Origin of the sequence: Haloferax sp. Atlit-4N (assembly GCF_003383025.1) — an archaeon.
Classification (GTDB): Archaea; Halobacteriota; Halobacteria; order Halobacteriales; family Haloferacaceae; genus Haloferax; species Haloferax gibbonsii.
On record NZ_PSYY01000002.1, the window covers coordinates 311,706 to 326,154 of the forward strand.

General features: G+C 69.3%; 15 protein-coding genes. 7 read left to right on the forward strand and 8 right to left on the reverse strand.

All coding sequences use genetic code 11. The features are described from left to right. The first annotated feature begins 32 nt into the window (after positions 1–32). Positions 33–665: a DsbA family protein gene (locus C5C07_RS10735; protein WP_050459689.1), complete on the forward strand. Its 633-nt coding sequence runs from the start codon at positions 33–35 to the stop codon at positions 663–665. A 66-nt stretch (positions 666–731) separates the two neighbouring features. Here C5C07_RS10735 and C5C07_RS10740 read toward each other — a convergent pair whose 3' ends face one another. The 3 genes from C5C07_RS10740 to C5C07_RS10750 form a co-directional block, all read right to left on the reverse strand. Beyond that, positions 732–1,160, reverse strand: a complete 429-nt coding sequence (locus C5C07_RS10740) for a hypothetical protein (protein WP_004974860.1) — start codon at positions 1,158–1,160, stop codon at positions 732–734. An 81-nt stretch (positions 1,161–1,241) separates the two neighbouring features. Beyond that, on the reverse strand, positions 1,242–2,177 hold the full coding sequence (locus tag C5C07_RS10745) for an oxidoreductase (RefSeq protein ID WP_115805055.1): 936 nt from the start codon (positions 2,175–2,177) through the stop codon (positions 1,242–1,244). A gap of 85 nt (positions 2,178–2,262) precedes the next feature. After that, positions 2,263–3,282 (reverse strand): isoaspartyl peptidase/L-asparaginase, encoded by a 1,020-nt coding sequence (locus C5C07_RS10750; protein WP_115805056.1) that lies wholly within the window; start codon positions 3,280–3,282, stop codon positions 2,263–2,265. Between the two features lie 118 nt (positions 3,283–3,400). Between C5C07_RS10750 and icd the strand changes: the two genes are divergently transcribed. Then, the gene (icd, locus tag C5C07_RS10755; protein WP_004974870.1) at positions 3,401–4,660 is read left to right on the forward strand and encodes an isocitrate dehydrogenase (NADP(+)); all 1,260 of its coding nucleotides are present in this window, start codon (positions 3,401–3,403) and stop codon (positions 4,658–4,660) included. Between the two features lie 228 nt (positions 4,661–4,888). Here the strand turns inward: icd and C5C07_RS10760 are convergent, their stop codons facing one another. The 3 genes from C5C07_RS10760 to C5C07_RS10770 all read right to left on the reverse strand — a co-directional run bounded on the left by C5C07_RS10760 (position 4,889) and on the right by C5C07_RS10770 (position 6,597). Next, on the reverse strand, positions 4,889–5,344 hold the full coding sequence (locus C5C07_RS10760; RefSeq protein ID WP_115805057.1) for a hypothetical protein: 456 nt from the start codon (positions 5,342–5,344) through the stop codon (positions 4,889–4,891). 172 nt (positions 5,345–5,516) lie between these two features. Then, positions 5,517–6,020, reverse strand: a complete 504-nt coding sequence (locus C5C07_RS10765) for a hypothetical protein (protein WP_081605199.1) — start codon at positions 6,018–6,020, stop codon at positions 5,517–5,519. A gap of 232 nt (positions 6,021–6,252) precedes the next feature. Then, complete coding sequence (locus C5C07_RS10770) at positions 6,253–6,597, reverse strand: cupin domain-containing protein (protein ID WP_004974876.1); 345 nt, start codon at positions 6,595–6,597, stop codon at positions 6,253–6,255. Between the two features lie 126 nt (positions 6,598–6,723). On the opposite strand from C5C07_RS10770, the gene C5C07_RS10775 reads away from it, so the two are divergent. Then, positions 6,724–7,263 (forward strand): DUF5817 domain-containing protein, encoded by a 540-nt coding sequence (locus C5C07_RS10775; RefSeq protein WP_004974877.1) that lies wholly within the window; start codon positions 6,724–6,726, stop codon positions 7,261–7,263. A 47-nt stretch (positions 7,264–7,310) separates the two neighbouring features. Here C5C07_RS10775 and C5C07_RS21290 read toward each other — a convergent pair whose 3' ends face one another. Both C5C07_RS21290 and hmgA read right to left on the reverse strand, forming a co-directional pair. Next, complete coding sequence (locus C5C07_RS21290) at positions 7,311–7,460, reverse strand: hypothetical protein (protein ID WP_156224407.1); 150 nt, start codon at positions 7,458–7,460, stop codon at positions 7,311–7,313. Positions 7,461–7,671: 211 nt separating this feature from the next. Continuing rightward, entirely contained in the window at positions 7,672–8,883 is a 1,212-nt protein-coding gene (gene hmgA, locus C5C07_RS10780; RefSeq protein WP_115805058.1) for a hydroxymethylglutaryl-CoA reductase (NADPH), read from the reverse strand. Positions 8,884–9,027: 144 nt separating this feature from the next. Here hmgA and C5C07_RS10785 point away from each other — a divergent pair, with 144 nt between their 5' ends. The 4 genes from C5C07_RS10785 to nadC all read left to right on the forward strand — a co-directional run bounded on the left by C5C07_RS10785 (position 9,028) and on the right by nadC (position 14,438). Next, complete coding sequence (locus C5C07_RS10785; RefSeq protein WP_115805059.1) at positions 9,028–10,689, forward strand: amidohydrolase; 1,662 nt, start codon at positions 9,028–9,030, stop codon at positions 10,687–10,689. 209 nt (positions 10,690–10,898) lie between these two features. Beyond that, a complete protein-coding gene (gene nadA, locus C5C07_RS10790; RefSeq protein WP_115805060.1) occupies positions 10,899–12,056 on the forward strand; it encodes a quinolinate synthase NadA in 1,158 nt (385 codons plus the stop codon). Next, a complete protein-coding gene (locus C5C07_RS10795; protein ID WP_115805061.1) occupies positions 12,053–13,645 on the forward strand; it encodes an L-aspartate oxidase in 1,593 nt (530 codons plus the stop codon). Before nadA ends, C5C07_RS10795 begins: the two co-directional genes overlap by 4 nt. Further along, a complete protein-coding gene (gene nadC, locus C5C07_RS10800; protein WP_115805457.1) occupies positions 13,632–14,438 on the forward strand; it encodes a carboxylating nicotinate-nucleotide diphosphorylase in 807 nt (268 codons plus the stop codon). The genes C5C07_RS10795 and nadC overlap by 14 nt, the downstream gene beginning before the upstream one ends. The last annotated feature ends 11 nt before the right edge of the window (positions 14,439–14,449 follow it).

Sequence of the window (14,449 nt, forward strand, 5' to 3'; positions counted from 1 at the left end):
CGTTTTTGTAACCGTAGAAGGGACAAATACGCATGAGTTCAGACGCCGACCAGGCGATAACGGTCTACTCGGACTACGTGTGTCCCTTCTGCTACCTCGGGAGGCAGTCCCTGTCGCAGTACCAAGAGACGAGAGACGAGGAACTCGACATCGACTGGCATCCGTTCGACCTGCGGAGTCAGAAGCGCCGCCCCGACGGGAGCATCGACTTCTCGGTCGACGACGGAAAAGACGAAGACTACTACGAGCAGGCGAAGCAGGGAGTCCGCCGGTTACAAGAGCGCTACGGCGTCGAGATGAACCTGGAACTCGGGACCGACGTGGACTCGCTTCCGGCGCAGGTCGTCTCGTACTACCTGAAGGGACACGCCGACTACGAGACGTGGCTCGCGTTCGACGAGTCGGTCTTCGAGGCGCTCTGGCAGGACGGCAAAGACATCGGCGACGAGGCGGTACTCGTCGAACTCGCCGAATCGGTGGGCGTCGACGGCGAGGAAGTCACGTCCGCGCTCGGAGACGAAACGCTTCGGAGCGAGGTGCGCGAACGATTCAGCGAGGCCCAGCAACACGGCGTCACCGGCGTCCCAACGTTCGCGTACGAGGGCTACGCCGCGAGAGGTGCGGTTCCGCCGGAACAGCTAGAGCGACTCGTCGAGGGCGTGTAGGACCGGACGAGCGACCAACGAGACCGACAGCGCTCGAAGGGTCGTCGCGCCCGCCGGCGAGTCGGTTCACCCGGCGGTGTTCGTTTCGAGCATCCGACGGAGCGCGACTTCCATCTCCTCGAACTCCGAGAGTTCGAGTTCGTCGGTGGTGACGATGACGCCGCGGTCCCCGGCGACGACGCGGCCGACGAACCCGTCAGAGAAGACGCGAAGGGTGAACTCGTACTCGCCGAACTCCGGACGCTCGCCGTTCCTGCCGGCGTTGTAGGTTTCCTGCGGTCCGAACCCGGTGCGCTCGCTCTCGACGAGTTCGGATTTGGCCGCACGCGCCGCGGCCTCGTCGCCGCCGTAGAGGTCCCGCCGGACGTACAGCACGTCGAAGTCGTCGCGGGTGAAGTGGACGACGCTTCGGAGAGCGTCCCCGAGGGTCGTTCGGCAGGTGGAGACGAGGGCGTCGGCGACGCTCCCGGTGATTGTCGGCGTTGATTCGGTCACGGGGGTAGATAGCACGCCACAGTATTTGGCCGTCTCGCCTCTCCCACCACCCGGTCGCCGCGCCGCTCGGCCCGGCGCGGTTCAGGCCAGTCGGAACCGCGTGTCGGTGAGTTCCTCCGAGACCTCCCAGAGCCGTGCGGCAGTCTCCGGGTCTCTGGCGCGGTCGCTCGACTCCGCGATGCCGGGGTTGCCGCGCATGCCGAACAGCCCCTGCGGGCCGACGTACTCCCCGCTTTCGACAGCCGGCGACGTGGCGGCGTACAGAAGCGGGAGCGCGCCCATCTCGGCCGACTGGGCGAATATCGCGTTGCCGAGTTTGCTCATCCAGTACCGGAGCGTCGACCCGGACGCCTCGGGGCCGCGGAACTGGAGGTTCGTGTCGGCGTAGCCGGGATGTGCGCCCACGCTCAGCACGTCGTCGATGCCCGCGGCGGTCAGCCGGCGGTCGAGTTCGAACGCGAAAAGCAGGTTCGCGAGCTTGCTCTGGGCGTAGGCGTCCCACTCGTCGTAGTCGCGTTCGCCCTGCAGGTCGTCGAAGTCCATCCGGCCGCGCTCGTGGAGGCCGCTCGACATCGTGACGAGCCGCGTCTCGCCGGGCGTGTCGCGGAGCGTCGGAAACAGGCGGGCGCTCAGGACGAAGTGACCGAGGTGGTTCACGCCGAACTGCGTCTCGAAGCCCTGTGCGGTCTCCCGCCGGGGAATCGCCATCACGCCGGCGTTGTTGCAGAGGGCGTGTAACGCCCCGTGCTCGGCGGCGAACTCGTCGGCGAACCCCCGGACGGAGTCGAGGTCGGCGAGGTCGAGTTCCGAGAGAGTCAGCGAGGCCGCCGGCACCGAGTCGCGGACGTCGGCCATGGCGTCCTCGCCGCGGTCGAGGCTCCGGCAGGCCATGACGACGTGCGCGCCCTTCTCTGCGAACATGCGCGTCGCCTCGAAGCCGAGGCCGCTGTTCGCGCCGGTGACGACGACGGTCTTCCCCGAGAGGTCGGGGGCGTCGGCCGCGGTCCAATCGCTCATGGGGAACTCCAAGGACCGAACCGAGTAAACCGTGGCGGCGACCGCTGGCGCGGCCGGACGAACGGTCGCAGACGCCCGATTGGGACTACTTCGACGCGGTGCTGGTCTGCATCCCGTCGGAGTTGTACGCCGAGCCGAAGCCCTCGTCGTCGAGGAGGATGATGCCAGCCGACGACCCGGTGAGTTCGCCGAACTCCTCGATGGCGAGGTCGGCCGCGGTCTGGGCGTCGCAGCCGCGTTCGAGGTGGCCGACAGCGCGACGTGCGAGCGTCACGCGCGCGATGTCCTCTCCCGCTCCCGTGGTCGACGCGCCGCCCGCGGGGGAGGCGTAGAAACCCGAGCCGATTTGGGGTACGTCGCCGACACGGCCGGCGAGGGCGAACCAGCGGCCGCCGGTCGAGGTCGCGGAGGCGAACGTCTCGCCGTCGGTGGCGACCGCGCCGACCGTGTCGTGACCGGGAAGGCGAACATCGTGAGCCGAGCGGTCACTGCTTGCTGAGGTTCCCTCAGAATTGTCGTGGCCGGGAAGGCGAGCGTTGCGAGCCGGGCGGCCACTGCCTGCCGAGGTCTCCTCGCGGGCCGGCAGGTAGCCGTCACCCGCCTCGGCCGTCGGGTCGCTCGTGCTGCCGCCGAAGCGGTCCGCGAGCCACGCGAGGTGTTCCGTCGGCGACCCCTCGGGCGCGTCCGCGTTCTCCCAGCGCTCGCGGGTCTCGTCGGTGAAGAGGTCGACGCCGGTCTCGACGCCCGCGTCGGCGGCGAAGTCGACCGCCGGCTCGCCCGTCAGGAGGACGTGCGGGGTGTCTTCGAGGACCGCCCGCGCGACGGAGACGGCGTGTTCGACGCCCTCCATGCCGGAGGCCGCGCCGGCGCGTCGGTCGCTCAGCATGACGCCCGCGTCGGTGCGGACGACGCCGTCGGACTGGACCGCGCCGCCGACGCCCGCGTTGAATCGGTGGTCGGATTCGAGGACGCGGACCGCGGTCTCGACCGCCGAAAGCGGGTCGGATTCGCTCGCGCCCGCGTCGGCCGCGTCGTCCAAGACGGCCTGTCTGGGTTCCGGTTCGCCGGGGATGCCGCCGGCACCGCCGTGGAGGATAATTCGCATACGGAGGTGTCTTCAGAGCGTGAGTGTAAACGTATCGACCGCCGAATGGAGCGATACTTGCAGTTCGCCGTCGATAACGGCAGGACTTTTACACCGCACTGGAAAACCCAAATTGTTCATGAGCTACGACCAGATTGAGGTTCCGGATGACGGCGAGAAAATCACGGTCGACGAGGAGACGGGCGAGCTCTCCGTCCCCGACAACCCGATTATTCCGATCATCCACGGCGACGGAATCGGAACGGACGTCGGCCCCGCCGCACAGAAGGTCCTCGACGCCGCCGCCGAGGCGACCGGCCGCTCTGTCTCTTGGATGCGCGTCTACGCCGGTTCGTCCGCCCGCGACAAGTACGACGAGAACCTCCCGGAGGACACGGTAAGCGCCATCCGCAACCACCGCGTCGCAATCAAGGGCCCGCTCACGACGCCCGTCGGTGCCGGCTTCCGCTCGCTCAACGTCGCGCTCCGCAAGAAGCTCGACCTCTACGCGAACGTCCGCCCGACCTACCACCTCGACGGCGTCCCGTCGCCCGTGAAGAACCCCTCGGCGATGGACATGGTCACGTTCCGCGAGAACACCGAAGACGTGTACGCCGGCATCGAGTGGGAAGCCGGCACCGACGAGGTCCAGAAGGTCAAGGAGTTCGTCGAAGACGAGATGGGCGCGGACGGCGTCATCCACGACGGTCCCGTCGGCATCGGCATCAAGCCCATCACCGAGTTCGGGACGAAGCGACTCGTCCGCGAGGCCATCGAGTACGCCCTCGAAAACGACCGCGACTCCGTCACCCTCGTCCACAAGGGTAACATCATGAAGTTCACCGAGGGCGCGTTCCGCGACTGGGGCTACGAACTCGCCGAAGAGGAGTTCGGCGACGTCACCATCACGGAAGACGAGCTCTGGGAGGAGTACGACGGCGAGAAGCCCGAGGACAAGGTCGTCGTCAAGGACCGCATCGCCGACAACATGCTCCAGCAGCTTCTCACCCGCACCGCCGACTACGAGGTCATCGCCACGATGAACCTCAACGGCGACTACATGTCCGACGCCGCCGGCGCGCAGATCGGTGGTCTCGGCATCGCCCCCGGCGCGAACTTCGGCGAGGGTCTCTGTCTCGCAGAGCCCGTCCACGGCTCCGCGCCCAAGTACGCCGGCGAGGACAAGGTCAACCCGACCGCGATGATCCTCTCCGGCCGTCTCATGTTCGAGTACATGGGCTGGAAGGACGCCGGCAAGCTCATCCGCGACGCCGTCGAGAAGACCATCTCGGACGGCGACGTCACCTACGACCTCGAACGCCAGATTGAGGGCGGCAACAAGCTCGCCACGAGCGAGTACGCCGACAAGGTCGTCGAGAACATTCACGAATTGGCGTAAGCCCATTCGTGAGTCTGCCGAGCTTCGCTCGGCAACATCAAAAAGCTCGCATAAGCGAGCTTTTTGTGCGCTCGGAAATCTGTGATTTCCGAGAACATCAACGAACTCGCGTAGGCGAGTTCGTTGAGCAGCCAGAAATCTCCGATTTCTGGATACATTCACGAATTGGCGTAAACGAACACACCACTTCTCTCTCGCGGCACCGACGCCGCAGTTCTTTCGCGCCGACTACAGTCGATTCGGGTCCCGCCAGCGCTGAATCCGGTTCCACAGGGGCCTGACGAACCCGAAGACGACCGCGCCGGCGGTGTCGGCGACGATGTCGACGCCCGTGTCCTCCAAGTAGACAGAGCGGGGCCACTCGACCCAGAAGCTAGTGAACAGGCGCTCGTACACCTCGAACCACGTGCCGATGGCGGCGACCGCCATCGGGAGGACGACGAGGAGCGCGACCCGCGAGTGGAGCAGGCGGGGGTTGAGGACGTAGAGGACCGCCGCGACGCCGAACCCGGAGGCGGCGTGGACGAGGATGTCCCACCACCAGATGCGGGTGTAGAGAAACAGCGCCATGCTCGTGAAGTGCGTCGCGGTGACGACGCCCCCGAACACCGCGACGGCGGCCATCTCTCGGGGGCGTTCTTCCCACCCGGCCAGCACCATCTCGTCCCAGGTGCGCCTCAGCATGCGCGGGGGAGTGCGCGAGTCGCGCCGAGTACGGTGAGGAGGGTCGGTGCCGGGCCTGCTGCGAGCGGAAGCATAGACGAGAGATAGGACATCATCGATATGTACGTTATCCCGACGGAGCAACACGTTTGGGGTTAAATTAACCCTCCCGACGGGAGCATCGCGTCCGGAGTCAGCGGTCCGATGAGGAGTCGTCGTCCGCCTTCTCGCCGCCGTCGGAGCGGAGGTGACCGGAGGAGGGCGGCGAGTCGCCGCGGGGGCTGTCCGCCCGCGTCCGCGACCTGAGGACGCCCTCGACGAGGGCGAAAAAGCCGAGGCCGCCGACCACGTCGACCACGAGGTCTATCGCGGTGTCCTCGACGTAGTAGGCCATCGACCAGCCCCACCAGAAGTCCTTGAACAGGTACTCGTACACCTCGAACCCCGCGCCGATGGCGAGGATGATGCCACCGACGACCACCGGGGCGCGAGCGCCCCGGAAGGTCCGGGGGAACACGAGGAACAACACGCCCGCGACGCCGAAGCCCGAGAGCGAGTGGGTGAGCACGTCCCACCACCAGATACGCGTGTAGATGTCGTAGGCGAGCCCGCCGAAGTGGAGCGCGCTGACGACCGCCGCCCAGACGCCGACGAACACCCACAGCCACGGCTCGCGTGCGAGCTTCGAGTGACTCATGGTCGCCCGCTGCTCGGCGGGGTATCCGGGGTGTTCGGCGCGCCGGGCGCTATCCATGGAGGAAGTACGCGGGGGAGGGGCATAGTTAGGGACTACCGTCTACCGGATGGTGACACCGGACTGATAAATGCTTTCTCCTCATGTGTTTCGAACGAAACGTTCCGGGACTCGTTCGAGAGACCCCACCCCGACGGCCCGTAAGGGAGGTTCTAACGGGGGGTCGCACTCGGCGTCAGTCTAGCCACGGCGGATTCTCCCGCGGCGGCGAGAACACGTCGATGCCGACGACGGTCTCGTCGCCGCGGTTCTCCGCACCGTGGAGTTCGCCGCCCGCGAGCGAGTAGGCGTCGCCGGGACCGACGGCGACTTCCTCGCCCTCGTCGCCGACGAGGAACGTCAGTTCGCCGGCGACGATGTAGCCGACCTGCTCGTGCGGGTGGTCGTGAACCGGGACGGCCGCGCCGGGTTCGATGCGGAAGTGCTGGACGTTCATCTTCTCCCCGCCCGCGAGGAGCGAGAGGGAGACGCCGTCGGCCGCCTCGGCGGACGGCGCGTCGTCGAGTGAAACTCGGTCCATGGTGGCAAGCCACAGGGAACGGGGATAAATCCGCCGGGGAGGCGCGGCGGGGGTCGTCACCCGCGAGGGGCCCGCGGTCGCTCCCGCTCCCGAACGTTCAAATCCGACGCCGCGGAACATCGGCGTATGTACGCGGTCGTAGGGTGTACGGACTGCGCGAACATGTGGCTGCTTTCGGACCCCGACGGGTCGAAGACGGCGACGTGTCCGCGGTGCGGCAGGCGACACCAGACGAAGAAGCTCCGGCGCTTCTTCGAGTCCGACGACAGGGACGCCGCGCGGCAGGCGCGCTCGGCGCTGTTGGCGAAGAAACACGGCGACAGCGAGGCGTTCGCGCAGGTCGAACACGTCTCGGAACTCGACCGGCGGGCCGAGGAGTCGGGCGTCGACGACCGCGAGTACCTCGAAGGCTCGGGGCTCGACGCCGACGAGGTGTTCGAGGCGGGCGAGGCCGCCTCTCGCGGTCGGAACTCGTCGTCGGGGTCGCCCGACCGCCTGACGGTCGTTCGCGAGGCGGTTCGGGACGGCGACCGGCCGACCGAGGAGGAAATCGTCGCGACCGCGGTCGAACGCGGCGTCCCGGAGGACCGCGCCCGCGACCTGCTCGACAAACTCCGGCGGCGCGGCGAGGTGTCGGAGTCGCGGGGCCGACACCGACTGGTCTGAGCGTCGCGGCGGGCGACCGGTAGGAGGGGGCCGCGAGCGCGAGCACCTCAGAGCGCGCCGAGCAACTTCGCCACGGTCAGCGCGGAGGCGACGACGCCGAGGGCCAACTTCACCAGCCTGAGCGCGAGCGCCAACCGCCGCGCGTCGTCGTACTCGTCGGGCGATTCGGGGTCGGTACTGCGTGTAGAGAGTGGCATGGGAGGGGATGGGGTGTGGACACGCCCGCGGGTGCTGCCCGACGGGCGCGTTTTCATCGTTTCCGCGGAAACGGAATAAACGCGAGCCACGGGTGCGGGGTGAAAGTGAAAGTAAACAGAGAGATGCGAATACGCTAGTATAGTGCGGGAGTGTGCTGAGAAAAGCAGTTCAGCTGTGTCCGGTGCCGGTGAAACTGAAACCCGGTTCGAGTTATCGACCGAGTTCGGCGTGGGCGCTGGAGAGGTGCCGCGAGGCGAGCGCCGAAAGGAGCGAGAGTTCGCCCGCGAGGGAGCCGACGGCGATGCACTCGGCAAGGGCGTCGGCGTTGGAGCCGGCGGGGTCGCCGCCGCCGCTGACGCCGAGGATGTCGAGGCCCTCGGACTGCGTCGGGAGCTTCGTGCCGCCGCCGACGGTGCCGACTTCGAGGGAGGCGATGGAGACCGAGACGTAGAGGTCGCCGTCCTGCACCTCGGCGGTCGTGATGGCGTTCGCGCCCTCGACGACCTGCGCCTCGTCCTGTCCGGTGGCGAGGAACATCGCGGCGACGACGTTGGCGACGTGGGCGTTGAAGCCGAGGCTCGCGGCCTTCGCGGAGCCGACGAGGTTCTTGCGGGTGTTGAGTTCGGCGACCGCTTCAGGCGTGGTGTGCAGGCGCTCTTCGACGACCTCGCGCGGGATGCGCACGTCGGCGGTGACGCTCCGGCCGCGGCCCTCGACGGCGTTGATTGCGGCGGGCTTCTTGTCGGTACAGAGGTTGCCCGAGAGGGCGACGAGCGAGGCGCTCGTCTCTGCTTCGACGACGCCGGAGGCGGCCTCGGTGGCGATGGTGGCCATGTTCATCCCCATCGCGTCCTTGGTGTCGTAGCGGAACCGCAGGTAGACCGAGTTGCCGACGACGTACGGCGTCACGTCGAGGAGTTCGCCGTGGTTCGTCGTCTCCTCGGCGGCTTCCTTCAGCGCCGCGAAGTTGTCGCGGGTCCACGAGACGAGCGCCTCGGCCTCGGCCACGTCGGCGACGCGGAACACGGGCGCGCGGGTCATCCCGGACTTGAGGACGCGGGCGGTCGCGCCGCCGGCGCTGTTGATGACCGAACAGCCGCGGTTGACCGACGCGAGGAGCGCGCCCTCGGTGGTCGCGAGCGGGAGGTACTTCTCGCCGGAGACGGAGCCGCCGTCGACGCTGACGGGGCCGGCGACGCCCATCGGCACCTGAATCGCGCCGACCATGTTCTCGATGGCCGACTCGGCGGCCTCGGCGGGGAAGCCGTAGTTACCAACCGCGTCGAGCGACGCGCCGGACTGCGATTCGACGAGCAGCCGGCGCGCCTCGGCGGCGGTGTCGGCGTCGGCGTGCGCTTCGAGTTCGTGGAGGCGGAGTTCGCCCTCCCGAACGCGGTCGGCGAGGGACGCGGCGTCTGTCATGCCCCGACGTTTCCCGCGCCGGCCCTAACGCGTTCCGGTTCTTTCAACGGTCGCCGTCTGTCCCCGTCCGAGACCACCCGGCCACCGCCCGGCCACCCCGCCGCCTCCCGAACCGTTTTGCCCTCCCGCGTCGGGGTCGAACGTATGACCGCGGCAGCGGACCTCGTACTGACGAACGCGGAGGTACACACGCTCGGCTCGCCCGACGAGACGCACGAAGCCGTCGCCGTCCGCGACGGCGAGGTCGTCCGCGTCGGCCGCGCGTTCGACGTGGAACTGCTCGTCGGCGTCGAGACGCGGGTCGTCGACTGTGGCGGCCGCGTCGTTCTCCCCGGCTTCATCGACGCCCACACGCACCTCCCGATGGTCGGCCGGTCGCTCGTCCACGCCGACCTCTCGGCCGCCGACTCCCCGGCGGAGGCGGTCGAACTGCTCCGCGAGCGAGCCGCCGAAGTCGAAGCTGACGACGGCGGAGCCGGCGGTGGTGGGGCCAGCAGCGACGGGACCGGCGACGAGACCGACTGGGTGCTCGGCTACGGCTACGACGAGAGCACGTGGGACGAATCCAGATATCTCACCCGCGACGACCTCGACGCCGTCTCCGAGTCGCTTCCCGTGGTCGCCTTCCGCGAGGACCTCCACACCGCCGGCGTCAACTCGGTCGTCCTCGACCGCTACGCCGACGAGATGCCCGGCTCGGGCGTGCAGACCGCCGGCGGAGACGCTGCTTCCGAGGGCGTCGTCGACGGCGACGCCGCCGGCGAGCCGACGGGCGTCGTGGTCGAGGGCGCGGTCGACGTGCTCCGCGAGGCGACCGAACCGGGCCGCGAGGAGATGGCGGCGCTCGTCCGCGCCGCGCAGTCGTACGCAACCGCCCGCGGGGTCACCGGCGTCCACGACATGGTCCGCGGCTCCCGCGCGCCCGAGGTCTACCGCGACCTCGACGAAGCCGGCGAACTGGACCTCCGCGTCCGAATCAACTACTGGTCGGACCACCTCGACGCGCTCCGCGAGGTCGGTCTGCGGACGAACCACGGAGGCGGGAGCCGCGGCGACCTCGTCGCCGTCGGCGCGATAAAGACGTTCACCGACGGGAGCTTCGGCGGCCGGACCGCGAAGCTCACCGAACCGTACGCGGACGCCGCGGGTGACCCCGACGCGGCCGACGACGAGGCGGGCCAGTGGGTCGTCAACCCCGAGGAACTCCGCGAACTCGTCGCCGACGCGGACGACTCGGGCTACCAGCTCACCGCGCACGCCATCGGCGACGCGGCCATCGACGCAGTGCTCAACGCGTACGAGGAGACCGACGACCCCGGCTCGGCCCGCCACCGGGTCGAACACGTCGAACTCGCCTCCGACGAGGCCATCGAACGGTTCGCCGAACTGGGCGTCGTCGCCTCGGTCCAGCCGAACTTCCTGAAGTGGGCCGACGAGGGCGGCCTCTACGACGCCCGCCTCGGCGAGCGACGCCTGCGGACCAACCGCTACCGCGACCTGCTCGACGCCGGGGTCGACCTCGCGTTCGGGAGCGACTGCATGCCGCTCGGGCCGCTTCTCGGCGTCGACCTCGCCACCGACCACCCGAACCCCGACCAGTCGCTCACCGTCACCGAGGCGCTCCGGGCGTACACGTCCGGTGCGGCCTACGCCGGCTTCGACGAGGACCGACTGGGAACCGTCGCGGTCGGCACCGCCGCGGACCTCGTCGTCCTCGACGAGTCGCCGTGGGAAACCGACTCGATTCGCGACGTCGCGGTCTCGATGACCGTCGTGGACGGTCGCGTCGTCTTCGAACGCGACTGAGCGAACAATCGCCATCGACGGGGGAGTACATTCGAAGAAAATTATTCTTCAACCGAGTAGACGGCGTTCGCGGGTTCTGAATCCAAACAGACGGAAGTACCACCGACCAATCGGGGCTGTAGAGAATCTTTACGGGTGGGTGGCGAGTATTGAAGAAAAATATTTTTCAATAAGGCCCGATGATTGGACTTCCACCGTGGTGACCAATCGTGGTTGAATTACAGTCGGTCGGGTTCGAGTCGGAGCTCAGCCTGTTCAAATACGACACGCTCGAACAGCTTCCGGAGAGCCACCGCGACCTCGACGAGGCCGCCCGCTCCCGGCGAATCGCCGCCGCCCGCGAGGAGCTCGGCGACCGAGTCATCGTGCTCGGACACAACTACCAGCGACGCGAAATCGTCGAGCACGCGGACTTCATCGGCGACTCCTACGAGCTCTCGAAGCGCGCCGCCGAGTCCGATGCCGAGTACGTCGTCTTCGCCGGCGTGACGTTCATGGCCGAGAGCGCGGACATCATCACCGACGACGACCAGACGGTGATTCTCCCGTCGATGGAGGCGTCGTGTCCGATGGCCGGGATGGCCGAGGCCGTGCAGGTCGACTCCGCGTGGGAGACGCTCGTCGAGGAGTCCGGCGGCAAGGACATCATCCCCGTGACGTACATGAACTCCTACGCAGACCTGAAGGCCTTTTGCGCCTCCCACGGCGGGCTCATCTGCACCTCCTCGAACGCCGCCGACGCCTTCGAGTGGGCCTTCGAACGGGGCGACGCCGTGCTGTTCCTGCCCGACAAGCACCTCGGGCGCAACACGTCCGACGACCTCGGCATCGACGGGGTCGTCGAGTGGGACCCGTGGGCCGGCGACGTGGCCGAGTCGATGGGCGCCGCCGGCGAGGTCGACCCCGAGATTCCCGACCTCGGCGACGCCGAGGTCATCCTCTGGGACGGCTACTGTCAGGTCCACGAGCGCTTCCGCGTCGACCACGTCGAGGAGGCGCAGGCCGACGGCGCGAAGGTCGTCGCCCACCCCGAGTGCCGCCCGAGCGTCGTCGCGGCCGCCGACGAGGTCGGCTCGACGAGCCACATCTGCGACGTCATCGAGAACGCCGACCCCGGCGAGACGTGGGCCATCGGCACCGAAGTCCACCTCGCGCGACACCTCGCGCGCTGGCACCCCGAGGTCGACGTGCGGCCGCTCTGCGGCGACGCCTGCATGGACTGCAACGCCATGCGGCAGGTCGACCCCAACTACCTGACGTGGGTGCTCGAAGAACTCGCCGCGGGCCGCGAACCCAACGTCGTCGAGGTCGCGCCCGAGGAGAAAGAACTCGCCGCGGTCGCGCTCGACCGCATGCTCGAACTATGAAGGCCGACGTGCTCGTCGTCGGCTCCGGCATCGCCGGCTGCGCCGCGGCCCTCGCCGCCGCCCGCGAGGGGGCCGACGTGCTCGTCGTCACGAAGGCGACCGAGCCCGAGGACGCCGCGTCCGACTGGGCGCAGGGCGGCATCGCCGTCACCCAGTCCGCGCCCGAGGAGTTCGCCGCCGACATCCGCCGCGCGAGCGACGACACCGCCGACCCCGAGGCGGTCGAGACGCTCGTCTCCGAGTCCCGAGCCGTCGTCGAGGACGTGCTCTTGGACACGCTCGAAGTCGAGTTCGACGCGGTGGGCGGCGGCGCCGACGGCACCGACAGCACCGACGCCGCCGACTTCGACCTCGCCCGCGAGGCGGGCCACTCCAGCCGCCGCATCCTCCACGTCGACGCCAGCACCGGCGCGCACGTCCTCCGGCCGTTCCTTCAGCACCTGTCGGCCCGCGACGGCGTGCGCATCGTCGACGACGCGACGGCGCTCGACCTCCTGACCGAGGAGGGAACCGTCCGCGGCGCGACCATCCTCGCCGACGGCGAGGTCGAACCCGTGTTCGCCGGGGCGACCGTCCTCGCCACCGGCGGCATCGGCGACTGTTACGCCCGGTCGACCAACCCCGCGGGCGCGACCGGCGACGGCGTGGCGATGGCCGCGCTCGCCGGCGCGACCGTCTCGGACATGCAGTACGTCCAGTTTCACCCGACGGCGTACGACCCCCGGACTGACCCCCAGGCCGACGACGACGCGCAACCGTTCCTCGTCAGCGAAGCCGTTCGCGGCGAGGGCGCGACCCTGCGCGACGCCGACGGCCGCCGATTCATGCCTGACGTGCACGAAGACGCCGAACTCGCCCCCCGAGACGTGGTCGCCCGCGCCGTCTCCCGCGCTCGCGACCGAACCGGCCGCGTCGTCCTCGACGTGTCCGACCTCGACTTCCGCGAGGAGTTCCCCGACCTCGCGGCGCTCTGTGACGACCGCGGCGTCGACCTCGACGCCGGCATCCCCGTCGCCCCGAGCGAGCACTTCCTCTGCGGCGGCGTCGCCGTCGACGACCGCGGCAGAACCTCGCTGTCCCGCCTGTTCGCCGCCGGCGAGTGCGCCCGCACCGGCGTCCACGGCGCGAACCGACTCGCCTCGACCAGCCTGCTCGAAGGGCTCGTCTGGGGCGTCCGCGCCGGCGAGACCGCGGCCGACCGGGGCCGCGGCGACGCCGAGGCCGTCGAGTACGCGCCGCCGCGCGACTCCGACCCGGCGCTGCCCGACGCCTTCGCCGACACGAAGTTCGACCGCCTCGGGCGGACGATGGACGAGTTCGTCGGCATCGAGCGCACCCCCGACGGGCTCGGGACCGCGCGGGCTCGGCTCCGCCGCCTGAAGGGCGAGGTCGACGCCTACGCCCGCACCCGCGTCTCGCGGTCCATCTACGAACTCCGGAACGCCTGCGTCTCGTCGCTCCTCGTCGCCCGCGCGGCCGCCGACGCGCCGTCGGCCGGCTGTCACTCGCTGGTCGACCCGGACGGAAGCGAGGAAAGCGAGGAGAGCGACGACGCCGGACGGGGGGTGACCCCGCGTGCTGACGACTGAGACCGTCGAGCGCTGGCTGGCCGAGGACGTCGGCCACCGCGACGTGACGAACGACGTGCCCGGCGACACCACCGGGCGACTCGTGGCGAAGGAGCCGGCGGTCGCCGCCGGTCTCGACGCCGCCGTCGCCGTCTTCGACTACCTCGGCGTTGAGGCCGAGCGAACGGTCGAAGTCGGCGACGCGGTCGAAGCCGGCGACGAAGTGCTGCGAGTCGACGGCGACGCCCGGAGCGTCCTCCGCGGCGAGCGCGTCGCCGCCAACGTCGTCGGCCACGCCTCCGGGGTCGCGACCACGACTCGCGAGGCGGTCGCCGCCGCCCGCGAGGTCTCCGACTCGGTCCGGGTCGCCGCGACCCGCAAGACCACGCCCGGCCTCCGCGGCGTCGAAAAGCGCGCCGTCGTCGCCGGCGGCGGCGACACCCACCGCCTCACGCTCTCGGGGATGGTGATGGTCAAGGACAACCACGTCGCCGAACTCGGGCTTGAAGAAGCCGTCCGCCGCTTCACCGAGCGCAAGTCGTTCGCGACGAAGCTCGAAGTCGAAGTCGAGACGCCCGAGATGGGCGAGCGCGCCGCGGCCGCCGGAGCCGACATCGTCTTGTTCGACAACCTCCCGCCCGAGGCGGTCCGCGAGGGCGTCTCCCGGCTCCCCGAGGGCGTCATCGCCGAGGCCAGCGGCGGCATCACGCCGGAGACGCTCCCCGCCTACGCCGACACCGGCGTCGACGTGGTCTCGATGGGCTGGCTCACCCACAGCGCGCCGAGTTCGGACTTCTCCTTCCGGACCGGGTGAGCGGGCCGGTC